Source organism: Ciceribacter sp. T2.26MG-112.2 (genome assembly GCF_900492205.1).
Lineage (GTDB): Bacteria > Pseudomonadota > Alphaproteobacteria > Rhizobiales > Rhizobiaceae > Allorhizobium > Allorhizobium naphthalenivorans_A.
This window is the reverse complement of the sequence record NZ_UEYQ01000024.1, coordinates 25,615-42,118: the sequence shown is the minus strand read 5'-3', so window position 1 is coordinate 42,118 and position 16,504 is coordinate 25,615. Positions and strand designations below refer to the sequence as shown.

Genomic DNA, 16,504 nt, shown 5'->3' with positions numbered 1-16,504 from the left:
GGCGTCAGTGGATGTCGCGGCTCACCGGGTCGCTCACCCGGAAATGGTGGAATATCACTTCGAAGCCGGCGCGTTGCGGCGAGCAGGTCATCACACCGACTTCCAGACTTTCCAGACCGGGCGGGAAATAGGCCAGCCGCGCCATCCGCCAGAGCCCTTCGGGCTGCACGCGGTATTGCACGAACATGGCATCCCCGAGCCGGCTCAGGCGAAGCTCGAGCGCACCGGAGAAATCCGCAAGCGCAAAGGCCGACCAGTCGGAGCGGCCGTCGACGGTGACCACCGTGCTCAGATGGCAATGGTCGTCGGTGAATTCGATGCCGCATTTCAGCCAGTGGCGCTCGTCGTGGCGGACCATCAGACCTGCCTGATCATAGAGCGTCTCATAGCGGCCGGTGAAACGCGTGCCGATGGTGAAGTCGCCCTTCCGGGGCAGGTGGAGGAAGTGACCGTTATCGTGGTGGAAGCCGTAATAGGTTTTCTGCCAGAAGTCGGTCTCGTTGCCGGTGATGACATGCAGCCCGTCGGGCCCCACATCCGTGCTTGCGGGCGGGTTGAGCCAGGTCATGGTGTTCCAGTCGGTGGTCGACATGGGTGGTTCTCCTCGACTGTCTGTCAGGCCGGGACACGGATCGTCGCGCGCAAGCCGCCGAGCGGGCTGTCGCTCAGCGTCACGTTGCCGCCATGGCTGCGGGCGATGTCGCGGGCGATCGCCAGGCCCAGCCCGGTGCCGGAGGCATCGAGATTGCGCGCCTCGTCCAGCCGGAAGAACGGCTTGAACACGTCGTCGCGATAATCGGCCGGAATGCCGGGACCGTCGTCGTCGATCACGATCGTCAGCCATTTCGCGCTATGCTTCGCCTCGATCTCGACGCGGTTGGCATAGCGGCGGCTGTTGGAGGCAAGGTTGGTGACCAGCCGGGTAAAGGCTGTCGGCCGCACCGCGACCTCCTCGTCGCCTTCGATGCGGTAGGAGAGCGTCTTGCCATGCAGTTCGAAATCCGCCTTGAGCTTGTCGAACAGCTCTCCGAGCCGCAGCTTGCCGACGTCTTCCTCAGCCTCGCCGCGGGCAAAGGCCATGTAGCCCTCGAGCATGGTCTGCATGTCCTCGACGTCCTGGTTGAGGCCCTGGAGGTCGGGATTGTCGCCGGCGAGCGCCAATTGCAGCTTGAAGCGGGTGAGGATGGTGCGCAGGTCGTGGCTGACGCCGGTCAGCATTGCGGTGCGCTGTTCCATCTGCCGTTCGATGCGCTCGCGCATCAGGATGAAGGCGAGACCGGCGCGACGCACCTCGTCGGCGCCTCGGGGGCTGAAATTCTCCGGTGGCCTTTGGCCCTTGCCGAAGCTCTCCGCCGCCTTGGCGAGCGACAGGATGGGCCGGATCTGGCCGCGCAGGAAGAGCGTCGAGATGACGATCAGCACCAGCGACGTGCCGACCATCCACAGGAGGAAGATATGGGTGTTGGAGGCATAGGCCGAGTTGCGGCGGGCGAAGATGCGAAGCACGCCCTGTTCGAGCGCGATGCGGATCTCGACCAGGCGGGAATCGCCGACCGTATCGATCCAGAAGGGCCGGGCGATCTGGTTTTCGATCTGGTCGGAGAGGATCTGGTCGAGGATCGAAAAGAACGGCTTCGGCCGGGTTGCCGGCAGTTGCCCGCCCGCTTCCATCGACACCGTCATGTTCAGCTTGTCGCGGGCGATGCGCACGACGTTCTTGAAATCCGCCTCGGCCGGATAGGCCTCGATCAGGGCGATGATGGCGGCGATGTCGCGGGTGACGGCGCTCGACATGCGCTCCGTCACCATCTGCCAGTGGCGCTCCATGAAGACGGCGGCCAGAACCGTCTGCAGGATCAGCATGGGCAGGATGATGATCAGCAGCGAGCGCGCGAAAAGCCCGGTCGGCAACTGGTGCCTGAGCCAGCGCGACAGGCCCTTGAGCCCGCCGGGGTTGCGATCATTGTCCCTGCGGATGCTGTCGAACAGCGTCATCTCGCCTACTTTTCCGTTGGTGCGCCTGTGGCGCTAGTCCATGCTCAGCCGGTAGCCGATGCCGCGCACGGTCTGCAGCCAGACCGGATTGGCCGGATCGTCCTCGATCTTGCGGCGCAGGCGGTTGATCTGCACGTCGATCGTCCGCTCGCCCACGTCGGTGTCATTCCCGATCAGTTCCTGGCGGGGAATGGTGTCGCCGGCGCGGGAGGCGAACAGAAGCATGATGTCCTGCTCGCGATCGGTGAGCTTGATCACTTCCGGCCCGCGCTTCAGTTCCTTGCGCAGGATGGAGAAACTGTACGGCCCGAACATGACCTGCTCGATCTTCGGCTGGTCGGCATTGGGACTGCGCTTGAGGATATTGTTGATGCGCAACACCAGTTCGCGTGGGTCGAACGGTTTGGCGAGATAGTCGTCGGCGCCGGCCTCCAGGCCGGCAATGCGCGATTCCGCTTCCGAACGCGCCGTCAGCAGGATCACGGGGATCTGCTTGTCGGCCGCGATGCTGCGGGTGAGCGACAGGCCGGATTCGCCCGGCATCATCACGTCGAGCACGAGCAGGTCGAAATGCAGTCCTTCCAGCTTGCGGCGGGCTTCGCTCGCATCGGCGGCGACGGTGACGCGAAAGCCCTGTTCGGTGAGATAGCGCTGCAAAAGGTCACGGATGCGGGTGTCGTCGTCGACGACGAGGAGGTGAGGGGCATCATCGGCAATAAGGATCTTGCGCGCCATGTCAGTCCACTCCGGCCATATCCGTTGGCGTCGTGCCGTCCGAGCGGCTCATTCTTTCAAGGAAGGTGCGCACCCCGTCGCGCATTTCCGGCGTAAAGCCCTCCATGGCGCCGGCGATCCGCCGCGACTGCGGCTCGGACAGTGCCAGTGCCAGTTCGCGGCCGGCCAGGGTTGGATAGAGCCGGCGTTGGCGGCGGTCGGCGGGGCCGGCCATCTGGCGGATATAGCCGGAATCGATCAGTTCCTTCAGCACGCGCGCGAGGCTCTGCTTGGTGATCTGCAGGATGGCGAGGAGATCGGCGACCGTCATGCCCGGCCGGCGGCTGACGAAGTAGACGACGCGGTGGTGGGCGCGGCCGTAGCCGATCTTGGCGAGGATCGCGTCGGGATCGGAAACGAAGTCTCGATAGGCGAAGAACAAAAGCTCGATCGTTTCGAAATCGATGGTCTTGTCATCGACGACCGGCATTCCCGGCAGTTCCTTCCTGGCAGCCTTGCCCGCAGACTGTCGAGCCACGTTGAATTCCCTTGTGCTGGCGGTCTCCCTGTCGCTGCGGCATGACGCTGCGGTGATCAGGAGACGCTCATTCTCGATACGCGCGCATGGCCGTCAGCCGGCGCGTGTTTTGCCGCAAAACTAAGCGCAGACGCGGAAAAACTCCAACGAAATTACCGGGATCGCCCAGCTTCTCGACCTGGTGGCTCGCATTGGCGTTTCGACGGGGACGTGTTAAGCGCAACCGGCGCGAAAACAAGGAACCGACCCATGGGACAGATGCAGGCCGGGATCATTCCGGTCACCCCTTTCCAGCAGAACTGCACGATTCTGTTCGACAACGATTCGCATGAAGGCGTGATCGTCGATCCGGGCGGCGACGTCGATGTGATCCTGCAAACGCTGAAGGAAAATGGCATCACGCTCAAGGAGATATGGCTGACCCATGGCCATATCGACCATGCCGGCGGGGCGCAGGAACTGAAGGAGGCGCTGGGCATCCAGATCGTCGGCCCGCACAAGGATGATCTGCCCTTGCTGCAGAAACTCGAGCAGCAGGCGGTCATGTTCAACGTGCCGATGAAGGTGCGCAACACCGTGCCCGATCGGTGGCTGGAAGAGGGCGACAAGGTTTCGTTCGGCGAGCACGAGTTCGAAGTGTTCCACTGCCCGGGACATGCGCCGGGACACGTCATCTTCTATAATCGGGCGCAGAACTTCGCTCATCTCGGTGACGTCTTGTTTTCCGGCTCGATCGGCCGCACGGATCTTCCGGGAGGCGACCACCAGACGCTGCTCGACTCGATTCGCGACAAGGTTCTGCCGCTCGGCGACGATGTCGGCTTCATCTGCGGCCACGGGCCGGGCGGCCGGATCGGCGAGGAGCGCCGGACCAATCCGTTCCTGCGCGGAATCTGAAGTTCTGGACTGATACCCAAACGAAAAATGCGCCGGCGATGCGGCGCATTTCCATCCGTTCGGCAAGCGGGCCGTATCAGCCGGCGGTGCAGAAGTGCGAGCGGCCGTCATAGCCGACATAGGTGCCGGAGCGGGCGTTGAAGCTGCGATAGCGGGCTGCGCAATAGTCGTACCATTCCGGCGACCAGGGCTCCACGGCTGCGCGGTAGACCGGCTGCGGTGCCGGCGGGTAATCGTCGACATAGACGGGTTCCGGCTCGACATAGATGCGGCGCGGGGCCGGCTCGACATAGATCGGTTCAGGTTCGACATAGACGGTGCGCGGCTGGCTGGCGATGACCGAGCCGGTGACCAGGCCAGCGGCCAGGCCGATCGCACCGGCGGCGAGCATGTCCTGATCGTGGTGGCGTCGATAACGGTCGCCTGCCATGGCCTGCGACGATGCTGCGAGCGGTGCGACGGCGATCACCGCCGCCAGCAGGGAGAATTTCGCGATCTTCTTCATGGCTTTGCCTTCCTGTGGCCTGCAATGGGGTCGATCGTTGTTTAACGATCAATGACGGCAGGATATGGGCCACAGGCTGAACGCAGCCTGAACGAAAAAACCCGGCAAACCTGCCGGGCCGCAATGCGAATGTCGAAGCGAATTCCGGAGTATCAGCCGTCGATCTGCAGGTTGACGGCCTTCGGGCCCTTGCCGCGACGATCCGGTTCCGTGTCGTAGCTAACCTTCTGGTTTTCAGAAAGCCCCTGTAGTCCGGAGGCCTGGACGGCGGAAATATGCACGAAGATGTCTGCGCCGCCATTGTCAGGCTTGATGAAGCCAAAGCCCTTGTCGGTATTGAAGAATTTTACGATGCCAGTCTCGGCCATGCGTCAGGTCCTTTTCTCTCTGCCCTGTGTCGGCGGGGCAGCATTGCAATGTTACCCGTATACGGGTGCTCGACAGGCATTTCTCGATGGTTGAGGAAAGGGGCCCCTGTTACCGCAGGTCGCCACCGTAAAAGCGAGTATACTCGCAATTATAGAAGCTAACCTGCCCGGAACTCTTCGCGTATCCGGCGCGCATGTATTATTAGGTCTTCCCGTGCTCGCAAAATTGCCCGAACGCGCGAAGATTGCTTGGTTTATTAAAAATTGGCAAGCGAAAGTTTTCCAACACCTTGCTCCCGGGGAGCCTCGCGATTGAGGTGAAGCGGCCATTCGTGCCGTAGGGGGAATGTTTCGCCCCACAAGTATATCTGGCACCGGTTCAAATGCAATTTTTGCGTCAAAACCTTCCCCAAAATGGAAAAGTTTGGCGCATTTTCGCTATCGGTGAAATAAGCGTCAGGGTGCGGCAGACACGCGCCGCCGGGTCAGTTCCGGCACGACTTCGACGAGCAGCATGGCCGAGAAGATCAGGCCGCAACCGAGATAGCCGATCGCGGGAAGGGTTTCGGCCAGCAGGACCGCCCCGAACAAGGCGCCGAACAGGGCCTCCGAGGACAGGAAGATCGCAGCTTGCGGCGCGGTCGTGTAGCGCTGCCCGATGATCTGCAGGACGAAGGCGACGCCGGAGGAGAGCAGGCCGCCATAGAGGATCTCCGGCAGGGCCGAGGCGACGGCGTCCATGCTGATCGGCTCGAGAGCCGCAGCGGCAAGGCCGGCACCGGCGGCGCAGACGGCGAATTGTACCGTGGCGAGCGCCAGGGGCCTTTGGCTGATGCCGACCGCGATCGGGGTCAGCGTGATCTGCGCCGCCAGGAACACCGCGCAGAGAATGACGAGGACATCGCCGTCACCCAGGGAAGACAGCGATCCGCCGTTCAGCAGGAGGATGCCGATCACGGTCAGCAGCGCCGCCGGCCAGATGATCCAGTGCGGGCGGCGGCGAAGAAAGGCGACCGCGATCACCGGAACGAGAACGACGTAGAGGCCGGTCAGGAAGCTGGCATTGGTCACGCTGGTCGACTGGATGCCGATCTGCTGCAGGGTCTGCGCGGCCAGCAGGGAGAGGCCGACCAGCAGGAACCATCCCAGTTCCCGGCGGCTCAGCGGGCGGGTGGCGCGCTTGTTCTCGGTGAGGGCGAAAGGCAGAACGGCCAAAGTGGCCAGCGCGAAACGCAGCGCATTGAACCAGTTCGGCCCCAGCCATTCCATCGCTTCCGACTGGGCGACGAAGCCGCCGCCCCAGATGGCCGCCGCGAGCAGCAAGAGGAGATTGGCTTGAATGCGAGACATCGGATACCGGATTGCAGCGGAACGGGAGAAGGTGAGGCGAGGGAGAAAGACGGGTATCAGCTGCGTCCGGTCTCGACAAGGTCGATCGACGCGCCGGGTTTATCCCGTGACGCTTTGGTTCGGCATTGCGGATCCGCGGGTGGTCGAGCCGTTCGCCGCCGTTTGAGCGGCTGGTCGGATGAAAATCACGGCGCCGCGGCGCGGCTGATGCGCAGGAGTTGGCCATCCACCTCGTCGGTCACCAGAAGGATCGCGCCGTCCGGAGCGACCTTCACGTCGCGCAGGCGGCCGTAGGCGCCCTCCAGCAGTCGCTCCTCTCCCGTGATCGCGCCGCTCTCGTCACGCTCGATACGCGCCAGAAGTTCATACTTGAGGGCGGCGACGAGGAAGTCGCCATCCCATTCCGGGAACATGGCGCCGCGATAGACATCGATGGCGCCCGGCGCGATCGACGGGTCCCAGTAATGGACGGGCTGTTCATAACCCTCGGCGGAGCTGCCGATGCCGATGTCGGCGCCGGAATAGTGCTTGCCATAGGAGATCATCGGCCAACCGTAATTGCTCCCGGCCTTGGGCATGTTGATCTCATCACCGCCGCGCGCGCCGTGCTCGACGGTAAAGAGGGTACCATCAGCCGGATCGATGACGATGCCCTGCGGATTGCGGTGTCCGGTCGAGAAGATCTCCGGCTGGCCCTTGCTGCCGCCGGCGAAAGGATTGCCGGCGGCTGGCGTGCCGTCCGGATTGAGGTGCAGGATCGAACCGGCATGGTCCTGCGGGTCCTGGGCCCGGTCCATCTCGCCGCGGTCGCCGATGCCGAAGAACAGGGTGCCGTCCGCGCCGATGGCGATGCGTGAGCCGAAGTGCTGGCCGGTGCCGGTGAAGCGGTTCATGGCGAACAATCGTTCGACCGCTTCCAGTTTGGTCTCGTCGTTTGACAGCCTGGCAGCAAAGAGTGCGGTGCCCTGTCCACCCTCTCCCGGCACGGATGCGGTGAAATAGAGTTTTCGGCTTGTGGCGAAATCGGGCGACAAGGCAATGTCGAGCAGGCCACCCTGGCCGCCGACGAACAGCTTGGGCAATCCCTCGACCGGGGCCGATGCCGTGCCGTCGCGCACCACGCGCAGACGACCGGGCCGCTCGGTGACGAGATAGGCGCCGTCGGGCAGGGCTTCCACCGACCACGGATGCTGGAGGCCGCCGACGATCTCGGTGACCTCGATCTCGACCTTCTGCGTGGCAATGCGATCAGCGGCGAGGGCTGGCACCGCCGCCACTGCCAAGGCGAGGCCGAGGAGGGCGGTGGACGGAATCGCGCGCACGGGGTTTGCTGCTGCTTGGCACTTCGGCATGTCGGGTCCTCCTGTCATCATCGACCTATCTGGAGAGTGCCGGCGCTTTGGCAAGTGCTGCTGACAAGAACGTGAGAAGGGGAACGTGCCGTTGCTAATCGGTCCGGGGCGCGCCGTTCGTCGAGACCTGCCCCTGGTGCGTCTGGAGGGAAGGGACCTGGTCTGCCTTCGCCTTCAGGTACAGGCCATCGGCGATCAGGAGGAAGCCGCCGATGGCCGCAGCCACGATCACAAGGGCGAAAGCGCGCTCGGCCGGGCCGAGGCGGCGCCAGAGCGAGGGGCGCTCAGGCGTCATGGCGCTTGGCCTGGACGCGCAGCAATTCCTTCAGGCTGCTGCGCCACAGCGCCAGGCTGCCGGCGGTCATGGCGGCGAAGCAGAGCATCATCAGGCCGAGCAGGATATAGCGGTCGGCGAGCGTTTCGGTCTGCAGCAGCGGAAACCGGAGGGCGCTGGTGGTCAGCAGGGGCGCGACGACTGGCGTGGAGGCGGTCGTCATCGGGTCAATGGTGGCAAGCGTCTGCGCCGCCGGTGCGGCGGTGGTTTCCGCCTGTGCATCGGCAGCGATGCCGATCAGCAGGACCGTGGCGGCCAGCATGGCAAAAAGCGCAAGGCGGCCACCTTGGATGATCCGATCGAACCAGGGACGCGCTTTGGCAATATCGTCGTCCAGAAACATGGGTCTTCCCTCGCAATCAATCGTCAATTCGAGGAGAAAAGACCTGTTTATGGGCTTCACGGGGACGGAAATGCGGCTTCACCCGGCATTTATTGTGGCAATATCAAGGCAGGCCCCGAGGCTGCCCCTACCGTGGGCACCATGCCGTTTCGACAGGCGCCCGCTAGCGCCGCTTGCCGAATACGGGGGTCGGACGTTGAAGGACTTCACTGCGCGACGGCGCCAAGGCCAAGCTGGTGCGCTCCCGATCATGCACCGGTGCCGGCGCGACGGAGGCCGGTAGGGCCGGTGGCAGCAGTATTTCGGGAAATTCCTGGTTGAATGCGGTGGGCGCGAGTTCCGGCCGGGCGAGGGCATAGCCCTGCAACAGCGTCACGCCGAGCTCGAGGCAGAGATCCACCTGCCAGCTCTCCTCGAGCCGCTCGAAGATCGGCTCTATCCCTTCTTCCTGCAACTGCCTAACGATGACCCGCAGCAGGGCGAAGCCCGCCGAGTTGTGCAGATAGTCGCGCACCCAGTCGCCATCGAAGCGAACGAAGTCGGGGCGAAGCGCCAGGACGTCCTGGATGTCGTGTTCGCTGGCCTCGTAATTCGACATGGAGACGCGCAGCCCCGCCTGGCGAATCTGATCGACGGCGCGGGCGCTCATCTTGCCGTTGCCGGCGCTGGCGGAGATGTCGCAGACGATGCGGTCGGGCGACAGCGCGGCCTCATGGGCTATGAGGCGCATCCGGTCGAGTTCGTGGCGCAGTTCCACGGCCCCGGTGAAAAGCAGCGGCTGGAAGCTGACCAGGACGTTCGAGCGCTCGCGCCGCAAAAGCCCGGCATTGAGAATATGGATGCTGCGCAAGAGGCTGTCGACGGAAGGGAGGTCCTGCGGATCGACCAGCGGGAAGAACTGCGAGGGTGGATAGGCCTCGCCGTTGCGCTCGGCTCGCACCAGGCCCTGGAACGAATGGATATCGAAGAGGTCGTCCGCCACCCTCTTGAAGATCGGCTGGAGCGCGGAGCGCAGCACGAAGGGACCATAGGCCGTCGACCATGCGTCTCCGGACTTGACTAGCTGGGCATAGATGCTGTTCGAGGTCATCGGCTTCGCGCCATGATTGTTTCGGATCGATCCTGCACGCAAGTCTATCGCCGAAGACTTACCTGCGGATTAAGAAAGACTTAAAAATGAAAACTTTGTCGATTGCCGGCGGAAAAACGCTTTCCGCTTGAAACGCCGCAGCGATTTCGCCATAGAACTTGAACCTGGAGCCTTGGCCGATCGAGGTTCCCCGATCAACAGCTTCAGGACAAACACCATGGCATTCATCGCCGACGCCCTTTCCCGTGTAAAGCCCTCCGCAACCATCGCAGTCTCGCAGAAAGCCCGCGAGCTGAAGGCCAAGGGCCGCGACGTGATCGGCCTCGGCGCCGGCGAGCCGGACTTCGATACGCCCGACAATATCAAGAAGGCGGCGATCGACGCGATCAACCGCGGCGAAACCAAGTACACGCCGGTTTCCGGCATTCCGGAACTGCGCAAGGCGATCGCGGAGAAGTTCAAGCGCGAGAACGGCCTCGACTACAAGCCCGAGCAGACGATCGTCGGCACCGGCGGAAAGCAGATTCTTTTCAACGCCTTCATGGCGACCCTGAACCCGGGTGATGAAGTCATCGTTCCGGCGCCGTACTGGGTATCCTACCCCGAAATGGTGGCGCTGTGTGGCGGCACGCCGGTGTTCGTCTCGACCAAGCAGGAGAACAATTTCAAGCTGACGGCCGCCGAACTCGAAAGCGTCATCACGCCGAAGACCAAGTGGTTCATCTTCAACTCGCCGTCCAACCCGTCGGGTGCGGCCTACAGCCATGACGAGCTCAAGGCGCTGACCGATGTGCTGGTCAAGCATCCGCATGTCTGGATCCTCACCGACGACATGTACGAGCACCTGACCTATGGCGATTTCAAGTTCGTCACCCCGGTCGAGGTCGAGCCGAAGCTCTATGATCGCACGCTGACGATGAACGGCGTGTCGAAGGCCTATGCCATGACCGGCTGGCGCATCGGCTACGCAGCCGGCCCGATCGAACTGATCAAGGCCATGGACATGATCCAGGGCCAGCAGACGTCCGGCGCCTGCTCGATCGCCCAGTGGGCCGCCGTCGAGGCGCTCAACGGTCCGCAGGACTTCATCCCGGCCAACAAGAAGATCTTCGAAGGTCGCCGCGATCTGGTGGTTTCGATGCTGAACCAGGCGACCGGCATCAAATGCCCGACGCCGGAAGGCGCCTTCTATGTCTACCCGTCCTGCGCCGGGCTGATGGGCAAGACCGCGCCGTCGGGCAAGGTCATGGAAACGGATGAGGACTTCGTCAGCGAACTGCTGGAATCGGAAGGCGTGGCCGTCGTCCACGGTTCGGCCTTCGGCCTCGGCCCGAACTTCCGCATTTCCTATGCGACGTCGGAAGAGCAGCTGGAAGAAGCCTGCAAGCGCATCCAGCGCTTCTGCGCCGCCTGCAAGTAACCAGGACGAGCCGATGAAATTAGAAAGGGCGGGACCTCGCGGTCCCGCCCTTTCTCGTTGGTCGTTTTCGTAGCGGTGGTCAGGTCGCCGGCTTCATGGTGGGCAGCGGCTTGGCCGGCACAGGGGCCGCAGCAGCGGTCGTCCGGTTGCGCTCGCGCCACAGGGCGGGCAGGCTGAGCAGCGCCAGGGAGCCGAAGGTGATGACGGTCTTGGTCGCGTCGGAGAAGGCGCCAAAGCGACCGTCGATGTAGAAGACGCCGTAGACGATCAGCACGTGCCAGACATAGATCTGCAACGAATGTCGGCCGAGCAGTTGCAGGAAGCTGAGCGAGAACAGGCTGGTGAGGCCTGCGGCGATCTTGCGGATCGTCGCATTCTCATGGCGCGGGCCGGCGATCAGCAGCCAGGCGAGGCCGTATGCGACCGCGGCGAAGTTCAGCAGGTAAACCGGGCCGAAGTCGGCACGCACTTCCATCAGGCCGAATTTTTCCAGCACGATGCCCGGCATCATCCCGTGCGCGGTCAAGATGCGCAGCGGCAGGAAGAAGACGGAGATGGCCAGCGCCGCCTTGGCGATGAAATCCTTGCGCGGATCGAAGACGCGGGTCCACTCGACCTTCTTCATCGAGGTCAGCGTTCCGGCGATCAGGCCGGCGAAGAAGACGATCTGCCAGCCGAGCAGGTTGAACGACGCGCGAATGCCTTCCTCATCCGATTCAGGACCACCGGCCAGCCAGTCGCTGAGCGGATAGGTCAAGGCGCGCTGCAGCCCGAGTTGTGCTGCCATCCAGGCGAGGACGGAGATGATCGCCACCGTCTTCCAACGGCCCTGCATGCACAGCCAGATGATGGCGGGGGCGAAGAACATGTAGATGATGTATTGCGGCAGGATGTCCATGAAGGTCGGTTGGAACAGAAATGTCGCAATGGCTGCCAGGCGCAGGGGATCGTCGATGCGTGTTGCGCCGAGCCAGTTGGTCCAGATCTCCGCCGCACCCGGCAGGAGGAACTGCAGGGCGAGAATGACCAGCACGATGCCCATGGCGTAACGATAGAGTTCGAAGACGCGCGACCAGATCCGGTCTCGGGCGGCGGTATAGCCGTCCTTCATCATCTTGCGGGCATAGACCATGCCGGTGAGCAGGCCGGACAGGAAGACGAAGCCCTGGGCGTCCTCGACGAAGGCGAGGTTGCGGTGGTTGATCTGGACGAGCCAGAGGCCGCCCGTGAAGACCAGGTGGTTGATCAGCATGAAGACCAGAAAATAGCCGCGCATGCCGTCGATAACGTCGAGTCTCTTCAAGGTTCGGCTCCCGAGTTTGCCCCCCGCGACCCGCGGGAAGTTTCTGGTCCGCCATCTTGGTGACAATGGGGCGAGCCCTTCATCACGCCGGGGACCATGTCCGGGAAAAGGGGCAAGGGCTGGAAAAGTTCCGCCCTTGCGAGACAGGCGAAGTCGTCAGAGGCCGAGGAAGGACAGCATGATGAAGGTGGCGAAGAGGATGAAATGGGTCATGCCCTCGATCGCATTGGTCTCGCCGTCGTTGAGGTTGATCGCCGCGGCGATCAGCGTGATGGCAACCATCACCGTCTGGACCGGCGTCATCGCCATGATGAACGGCTGGCCGGTATAAAGCGCCATCGCCTCCATCACCGGCACGGTCAGAATGACGGTCGATAGCGAGGCGCCCATGGCGATGTTGACGGTTGCCTGCATGCGGTCGGCGAGCGCTGCCCTGAGGGCCGTCAGGATTTCCGGTCCGGCGGAAATGCCGGCGACGAGGATGGCGGTCAGCGCGATCGGCGCGCCGATTTCCTTAAGGCCGGTATTCATGAAGGCCGACATCAGTTCAGCGAGCACGCCGATCAAAACGACGCCGAACAGGATGATGGCGATCGAACGGGCGGTCGGTTCGTCAGCGTCGGCCGGATCATGTTCTTCCGCGTCGCGGTTCTTGCCGCGCGGATAGCTGTAGCTGAAGAAGTAGCTGTGCGTGCCGACCTGCATGCGCAGGAACAGGCCATAAAGCGCCACCATGGCGAAGATGGTGAAGAACGAATAGAACTGCCATTTGTCGCGCGGCACGAATTCCGGGACGATCATCGAGATGCCCATGGCGGTCAGGATCATCACGCCATAGGTCTTGCCGCTGTCGTCGTTGTAGGGCTGCTCGCCGTGCTTCAGGCCGCCGATCAGGGCGGCGAGGCCGAGGATGCCGTTGATGTCGAGCATCACGGCCGAATAGATCGTATCGCGCACCAGCGTCGGCGAACCCTCGTTGTTCATCATGATGGCGAGGATCAGCACTTCGACCGCCACCGCCGACAGCGTCAGGATCATGGTGCCGTAAGGATCGCCCACCTTGACCGCGAGCACCTCCGCATGATGGGCGACGCGCAACGATGCCGCGACGATGGCGGCAATCAGGACAGCGGCGGCGGCGAGTGAGACGGCCGTGCCCATGGCAAGGATCTCGTGCTCCAAACTGAATCCGATAACGGCCATAAGGATTGGAAAGAGAAGGATTTTTTCCTGTCTGAGCATGGTCCGCCCGGAGCCCCCTGATGATTTCGCCCGAAAGAAATCCCGGAACGTGCGAGTGGTTGGAACTGTTCCGCCCCGCTTCGGGTTTGCGGATTGGTGCGCTTGATGCGATACTGGTTCAAAGAACAAGAAAGGAGGACATAATGACCAAGGTTGCCTACGAGATCGTTCCCCATGACGGGGGATGGGCCTACAAGCTCGGCGATGTTTTCTCCGAAAGCTTTGCCAGCCATGACGAGGCCCTGGAGGCAGCACGTATCGTCATGCAGGAGCAGCAGGTCGGCGACGAGCCCGTCAAGATCAGCTATCAGGACGAGAAGGGCAAGTGGCACTACGAGTATAGCGATGGAGGCGACCGGCCGGAGGTCGAGATCGTCGACCGCTACCAGTCCGGCGAGCGTCCGGCCTAGCGGACGCTTCGGGTACCGATCGACTGGGCGAAGCGGACCAGATAGCCGTCAGGGTCCTGAACGAGGAATTCCCGCGATCCGGCCTCCTCGGTCTCGCCAATGCGATACCAGCTTTCGCTCGGCCCCTCGAAGAGCGGCCAATCCAGTTTGCGAAGAGCTTCAAGTATTGATTCAAGATCGTCGGTCGCGATCTGCAAGTTGATGCCGCGCCCGAACGGGCGTTCAAGCGGTGCAGTCTGCCAGTTACCGTTGATTTCACACAGCATGACCTGCGCACCCTGGCGTTCGAGATAGGCGAATTTCGCCTGCCGCCGCTCGTAGGCAACGCGAAAGCCGAGGCCGCCGCACCAGAAGGCGAGGCTCGCCTTGATGCTGGTGACGTCGAGTTCCGGTACCAGCGGCGCAAAGCCGCCGGTCGGGCCGCTGCCGGTTCCTTGAGAGGCGTCGCGCTCCGCGCGTGTGAGTTCGGTCATCAATTGCTCCTCATCGCGATATGTAGTCGCGAAGTCCGGCCACCAGTGCATCGAAGGCGACGCGGCAGCGCGGCGCGGTTTTCATGTTTTCGTGCATCACGACATAGGTATCGAGGAAAAGGGCCAGCGCTCCGGGCAGAACCGCGACGAGGTCCGGATGGCGTCTGGCCAGTCCGTCCTGGCAGATGCCAATGCCGCCGCCGGCACGTATGGCGGCGAACTGGGCAAGGTTGTTGTCACTGCGGAAGGCAAAACGGACATCCGCGAGATCGGGCCTGGTTTCTAGAATCGCGCGCACATAGGCGAGTTGGCGATCGAAGCCGACTAGGCGATGGTTGGCGAGATCCCCGAGGGTCTTGGGAATCCCATGCCTTTCGAGATAGTTGCGGTGGGCGTAGAAGCCGAGCGGGATGCGGCCAATGCGCTGCGAGATCAACGCATCCTGCGCCGGCTCGATCATGCGGATGGCAATATCAGCCGCCTGGTTCAGCAAGTCCTCCACCACATCGGACAGAGAGAGCTCGATCGTCAGCCCGGGATGCGCCTCCTGCAGCTTTGCCAGAATGGGCGGCAAGACCTCGATGCCGATCACTTCACTGGCGCTGATGCGCACCGTGCCGGAGACGCCGTTGGCACTGACTGAGGCGGCGCGATCGAGGGCGGCGGCGGTGGCCGCCATCACCTCGGCATGTGGCCGCATCTGCAGGGCGATCTCCGTCGGCAGGAGGCCCTTGGGCGTGCGCAGGAAGAGCGGCTCGCCGCTCGCCTGCTCCAGCGCATCGACATGCCGGCCGACGGTCGGTTGCGTGAGGCCGAGACTGCGGGCCGCAGCCGAGAGCGAACCCTCGCGAAGGACGGCGAGAAATGTGCGGTAGTAGTCCCAGTTCGGCTCGGTATTCATAGAAATATGTATAGCAGGAAAAGAAAATTCGGCAATTTCGTATATCTCACGACTGGACGATGATCTCCACATCGAAAACCAAGGAGACATTTTCATGATACGCAAGGACGACACGGCGATGCGGCCCATCGCACTGGTTCTCGGCGCCAGTGGCGGAATCGGTGGCGCGATGGCGGCCAAGCTGAACCAGCGCGGATATGAGGTGCGCGCATTGCATCGACGCGCGGACGAGATGCAGGCCAAGGTGCCGCAATACAGCTGGGCGCAGGGCGATGCCATGAACCGTTCCGACGTGATCACGGCGGCGCAGGGCGTCCAGCTGATCGTCCACGGGGTCAACCCGCCCGGCTATCGCAACTGGGGCGAACTGGTCCTGCCGATGATCGACAACACCATCGCCGCGGCCAAGGCGTCGGGTGCCAGGATCGTCATGCCGGGCACTCTGTATAATTTTGGCCCGGATGCCTTCCCGGTGCTGGTCGAGGACAGCGCGCAGAACCCTGTGACGCCGAAAGGCAAGATCCGCGTCGAGCTGGAGCGGCGCCTGGAAGCCGCCGCCTCAGACGGCGTTCCTGTGCTGATCGTCAGGGCGGGAGATTTCTTCGGTCCGGGTGCCGGCAATAACTGGTTCGCGCAAGGACTGGTCAAGCCCGGCAGGCCAGTCGGCGCCATCGTCAATCCAGGAGCAAGCGGCGTGGGGCACCAATGGGCCTATCTGCCGGATGTAGCCGAGACCATGGTGCAACTGATCGAACAGTCGGACCGCCTGCCGCCTTTCGCCCGCTTCCATATGGATGGGTTCTATGACCAGGATGGCCGGCAGATGGCGGAGGCGATCCGGCGGGCGGTCGGCGAGCCAAACCTGAAGCTCAAGGCGTTTCCGTGGCGGTTGGCGCGTCTCGCTTCGCCCTTCGTGCCGCTGTTCCGCGAGCTGTGGGAGATGCGCTATCTGTGGCGCGAGCCGCTGAGGATGAGCAATGCCCGACTGGTGTCCTTCCTCGGCGCCGAACCGCACACCCCGATCGACGAGGCCGTTCGCCTCACGCTCGATGGGCTGGGATGCCTCGAGACGCCGTGCGGTGAGCGGCAGGATCGCAAGCACCTTGTGCTTCTGTCTGCACCGCGGGCCTAAAGGCTCTGCGTCAATGCTCCGGCACGCGGCCGTACGCGCTCCGTCAATCCGCTTCGGGCCCGTCGGGATTGCGGCCGCCAAAGGCGGGAGCCCTGCTGACGTCGTCAGCAGGGCTCCCGCATGTCTCAATATGTGCG

Annotated in this window: 19 protein-coding genes; 4 read left to right on the top strand and 15 right to left on the bottom strand. The window is 63.1% G+C overall.

Annotated features, from left to right (window positions below; translation table 11 throughout):
* Positions 1-4: 4 nt before the first annotated feature.
* The 4 genes from DYZ14_RS20625 to DYZ14_RS20610 are packed head-to-tail and all read right to left on the bottom strand — an operon-like array spanning position 5 to position 3,247.
* Positions 5-592 carry a DUF1349 domain-containing protein gene (locus tag DYZ14_RS20625; protein ID WP_154722433.1) on the bottom strand — a complete coding sequence of 196 codons (588 nt, stop codon included), beginning with the start codon at positions 590-592 and terminating at the stop codon, positions 5-7.
* Between the two features lie 23 nt (positions 593-615).
* Complete coding sequence (locus DYZ14_RS20620; protein ID WP_154722432.1) at positions 616-1,995, bottom strand: ATP-binding protein; 1,380 nt, start codon at positions 1,993-1,995, stop codon at positions 616-618.
* Between the two features lie 33 nt (positions 1,996-2,028).
* Positions 2,029-2,730 (bottom strand): response regulator, encoded by a 702-nt coding sequence (locus DYZ14_RS20615; RefSeq protein ID WP_115671653.1) that lies wholly within the window; start codon positions 2,728-2,730, stop codon positions 2,029-2,031.
* A 1-nt stretch (position 2,731) separates the two neighbouring features.
* Positions 2,732-3,247, bottom strand: coding sequence for a MarR family winged helix-turn-helix transcriptional regulator (locus DYZ14_RS20610; RefSeq protein ID WP_419178308.1), 516 nt, complete (start codon positions 3,245-3,247; stop codon positions 2,732-2,734).
* Positions 3,248-3,496: 249 nt separating this feature from the next.
* Here DYZ14_RS20610 and DYZ14_RS20605 point away from each other — a divergent pair, with 249 nt between their 5' ends.
* Positions 3,497-4,144 (top strand): MBL fold metallo-hydrolase, encoded by a 648-nt coding sequence (locus tag DYZ14_RS20605; protein ID WP_154722431.1) that lies wholly within the window; start codon positions 3,497-3,499, stop codon positions 4,142-4,144.
* Between the two features lie 76 nt (positions 4,145-4,220).
* On the opposite strand, the gene DYZ14_RS20600 is transcribed toward DYZ14_RS20605, so the two are convergent.
* The 7 genes from DYZ14_RS20600 to DYZ14_RS20570 form a co-directional block, all read right to left on the bottom strand.
* Positions 4,221-4,649, bottom strand: a complete 429-nt coding sequence (locus DYZ14_RS20600) for a BA14K family protein (RefSeq protein WP_154722430.1) — start codon at positions 4,647-4,649, stop codon at positions 4,221-4,223.
* Between the two features lie 152 nt (positions 4,650-4,801).
* Positions 4,802-5,017, bottom strand: a complete 216-nt coding sequence (locus DYZ14_RS20595) for a cold-shock protein (RefSeq protein WP_154722429.1) — start codon at positions 5,015-5,017, stop codon at positions 4,802-4,804.
* 456 nt (positions 5,018-5,473) lie between these two features.
* Positions 5,474-6,367: a DMT family transporter gene (locus DYZ14_RS20590; protein ID WP_154722428.1), complete on the bottom strand. Its 894-nt coding sequence runs from the start codon at positions 6,365-6,367 to the stop codon at positions 5,474-5,476.
* A gap of 185 nt (positions 6,368-6,552) precedes the next feature.
* A complete protein-coding gene (locus tag DYZ14_RS20585) occupies positions 6,553-7,719 on the bottom strand; it encodes a PQQ-dependent sugar dehydrogenase (protein ID WP_154722427.1) in 1,167 nt (388 codons plus the stop codon).
* A gap of 94 nt (positions 7,720-7,813) precedes the next feature.
* The gene (locus DYZ14_RS20580) at positions 7,814-8,014 is read right to left on the bottom strand and encodes a hypothetical protein (RefSeq protein WP_154722426.1); all 201 of its coding nucleotides are present in this window, start codon (positions 8,012-8,014) and stop codon (positions 7,814-7,816) included.
* Complete coding sequence (locus DYZ14_RS20575) at positions 8,004-8,396, bottom strand: hypothetical protein (protein WP_154722425.1); 393 nt, start codon at positions 8,394-8,396, stop codon at positions 8,004-8,006. Before DYZ14_RS20575 ends, DYZ14_RS20580 begins: the two co-directional genes overlap by 11 nt.
* A 163-nt stretch (positions 8,397-8,559) precedes the next feature.
* On the bottom strand, positions 8,560-9,486 hold the full coding sequence (locus DYZ14_RS20570; protein WP_154722424.1) for an EAL domain-containing protein: 927 nt from the start codon (positions 9,484-9,486) through the stop codon (positions 8,560-8,562).
* A gap of 217 nt (positions 9,487-9,703) precedes the next feature.
* On the opposite strand from DYZ14_RS20570, the gene DYZ14_RS20565 reads away from it, so the two are divergent.
* The gene (locus DYZ14_RS20565) at positions 9,704-10,906 is read left to right on the top strand and encodes a pyridoxal phosphate-dependent aminotransferase (RefSeq protein WP_115671663.1); all 1,203 of its coding nucleotides are present in this window, start codon (positions 9,704-9,706) and stop codon (positions 10,904-10,906) included.
* A gap of 79 nt (positions 10,907-10,985) precedes the next feature.
* On the opposite strand, the gene DYZ14_RS20560 is transcribed toward DYZ14_RS20565, so the two are convergent.
* A complete protein-coding gene (locus DYZ14_RS20560; protein WP_154722423.1) occupies positions 10,986-12,209 on the bottom strand; it encodes an OpgC family protein in 1,224 nt (407 codons plus the stop codon).
* 156 nt (positions 12,210-12,365) lie between these two features.
* Complete coding sequence (locus DYZ14_RS20555; RefSeq protein WP_154722422.1) at positions 12,366-13,451, bottom strand: calcium:proton antiporter; 1,086 nt, start codon at positions 13,449-13,451, stop codon at positions 12,366-12,368.
* Between the two features lie 143 nt (positions 13,452-13,594).
* On the opposite strand from DYZ14_RS20555, the gene DYZ14_RS20550 reads away from it, so the two are divergent.
* Positions 13,595-13,861 (top strand): DUF2188 domain-containing protein, encoded by a 267-nt coding sequence (locus DYZ14_RS20550; protein WP_115671666.1) that lies wholly within the window; start codon positions 13,595-13,597, stop codon positions 13,859-13,861.
* Here the strand turns inward: DYZ14_RS20550 and DYZ14_RS20545 are convergent.
* Both DYZ14_RS20545 and DYZ14_RS20540 read right to left on the bottom strand, forming a co-directional pair.
* On the bottom strand, positions 13,858-14,334 hold the full coding sequence (locus tag DYZ14_RS20545) for a bleomycin resistance protein (RefSeq protein ID WP_154722421.1): 477 nt from the start codon (positions 14,332-14,334) through the stop codon (positions 13,858-13,860). The two genes, DYZ14_RS20550 and DYZ14_RS20545, sit on opposite strands and share 4 nt — an antisense overlap.
* Before the next feature lie 10 nt (positions 14,335-14,344).
* A complete protein-coding gene (locus DYZ14_RS20540; protein ID WP_154722447.1) occupies positions 14,345-15,235 on the bottom strand; it encodes a LysR family transcriptional regulator in 891 nt (296 codons plus the stop codon).
* 94 nt (positions 15,236-15,329) lie between these two features.
* On the opposite strand from DYZ14_RS20540, the gene DYZ14_RS20535 reads away from it, so the two are divergent.
* The gene (locus tag DYZ14_RS20535; protein ID WP_210209311.1) at positions 15,330-16,367 is read left to right on the top strand and encodes an NAD-dependent epimerase/dehydratase family protein; all 1,038 of its coding nucleotides are present in this window, start codon (positions 15,330-15,332) and stop codon (positions 16,365-16,367) included.
* Positions 16,368-16,504: the final 137 nt, after the last annotated feature.

Excerpts from the sequence above, each read along its gene's own strand:
- DYZ14_RS20625 (WP_154722433.1), bottom strand. The coding sequence starts at position 592 with ATGTCGACCACCGACTGGAACACCATGACCTGGCTCAACCCGCCCGCA.
- DYZ14_RS20620 (WP_154722432.1), bottom strand. The coding sequence starts at position 1,995 with ATGACGCTGTTCGACAGCATCCGCAGGGACAATGATCGCAACCCCGGC.
- DYZ14_RS20615 (WP_115671653.1), bottom strand. The coding sequence starts at position 2,730 with ATGGCGCGCAAGATCCTTATTGCCGATGATGCCCCTCACCTCCTCGTC.
- DYZ14_RS20605 (WP_154722431.1), top strand. The coding sequence starts at position 3,497 with ATGGGACAGATGCAGGCCGGGATCATTCCGGTCACCCCTTTCCAGCAG.
- DYZ14_RS20600 (WP_154722430.1), bottom strand. The coding sequence starts at position 4,649 with ATGAAGAAGATCGCGAAATTCTCCCTGCTGGCGGCGGTGATCGCCGTC.
- DYZ14_RS20595 (WP_154722429.1), bottom strand. The coding sequence starts at position 5,017 with ATGGCCGAGACTGGCATCGTAAAATTCTTCAATACCGACAAGGGCTTT.
- DYZ14_RS20590 (WP_154722428.1), bottom strand. The coding sequence starts at position 6,367 with ATGTCTCGCATTCAAGCCAATCTCCTCTTGCTGCTCGCGGCGGCCATC.
- DYZ14_RS20585 (WP_154722427.1), bottom strand. The coding sequence starts at position 7,719 with ATGCCGAAGTGCCAAGCAGCAGCAAACCCCGTGCGCGCGATTCCGTCC.
- DYZ14_RS20580 (WP_154722426.1), bottom strand. The coding sequence starts at position 8,014 with ATGACGCCTGAGCGCCCCTCGCTCTGGCGCCGCCTCGGCCCGGCCGAG.
- DYZ14_RS20575 (WP_154722425.1), bottom strand. The coding sequence starts at position 8,396 with ATGTTTCTGGACGACGATATTGCCAAAGCGCGTCCCTGGTTCGATCGG.
- DYZ14_RS20570 (WP_154722424.1), bottom strand. The coding sequence starts at position 9,486 with ATGACCTCGAACAGCATCTATGCCCAGCTAGTCAAGTCCGGAGACGCA.
- DYZ14_RS20565 (WP_115671663.1), top strand. The coding sequence starts at position 9,704 with ATGGCATTCATCGCCGACGCCCTTTCCCGTGTAAAGCCCTCCGCAACC.
- DYZ14_RS20555 (WP_154722422.1), bottom strand. The coding sequence starts at position 13,451 with ATGCTCAGACAGGAAAAAATCCTTCTCTTTCCAATCCTTATGGCCGTT.
- DYZ14_RS20550 (WP_115671666.1), top strand. The coding sequence starts at position 13,595 with ATGACCAAGGTTGCCTACGAGATCGTTCCCCATGACGGGGGATGGGCC.
- DYZ14_RS20545 (WP_154722421.1), bottom strand. The coding sequence starts at position 14,334 with ATGACCGAACTCACACGCGCGGAGCGCGACGCCTCTCAAGGAACCGGC.
- DYZ14_RS20540 (WP_154722447.1), bottom strand. The coding sequence starts at position 15,235 with ATGAATACCGAGCCGAACTGGGACTACTACCGCACATTTCTCGCCGTC.
- DYZ14_RS20535 (WP_210209311.1), top strand. The coding sequence starts at position 15,330 with ATGATACGCAAGGACGACACGGCGATGCGGCCCATCGCACTGGTTCTC.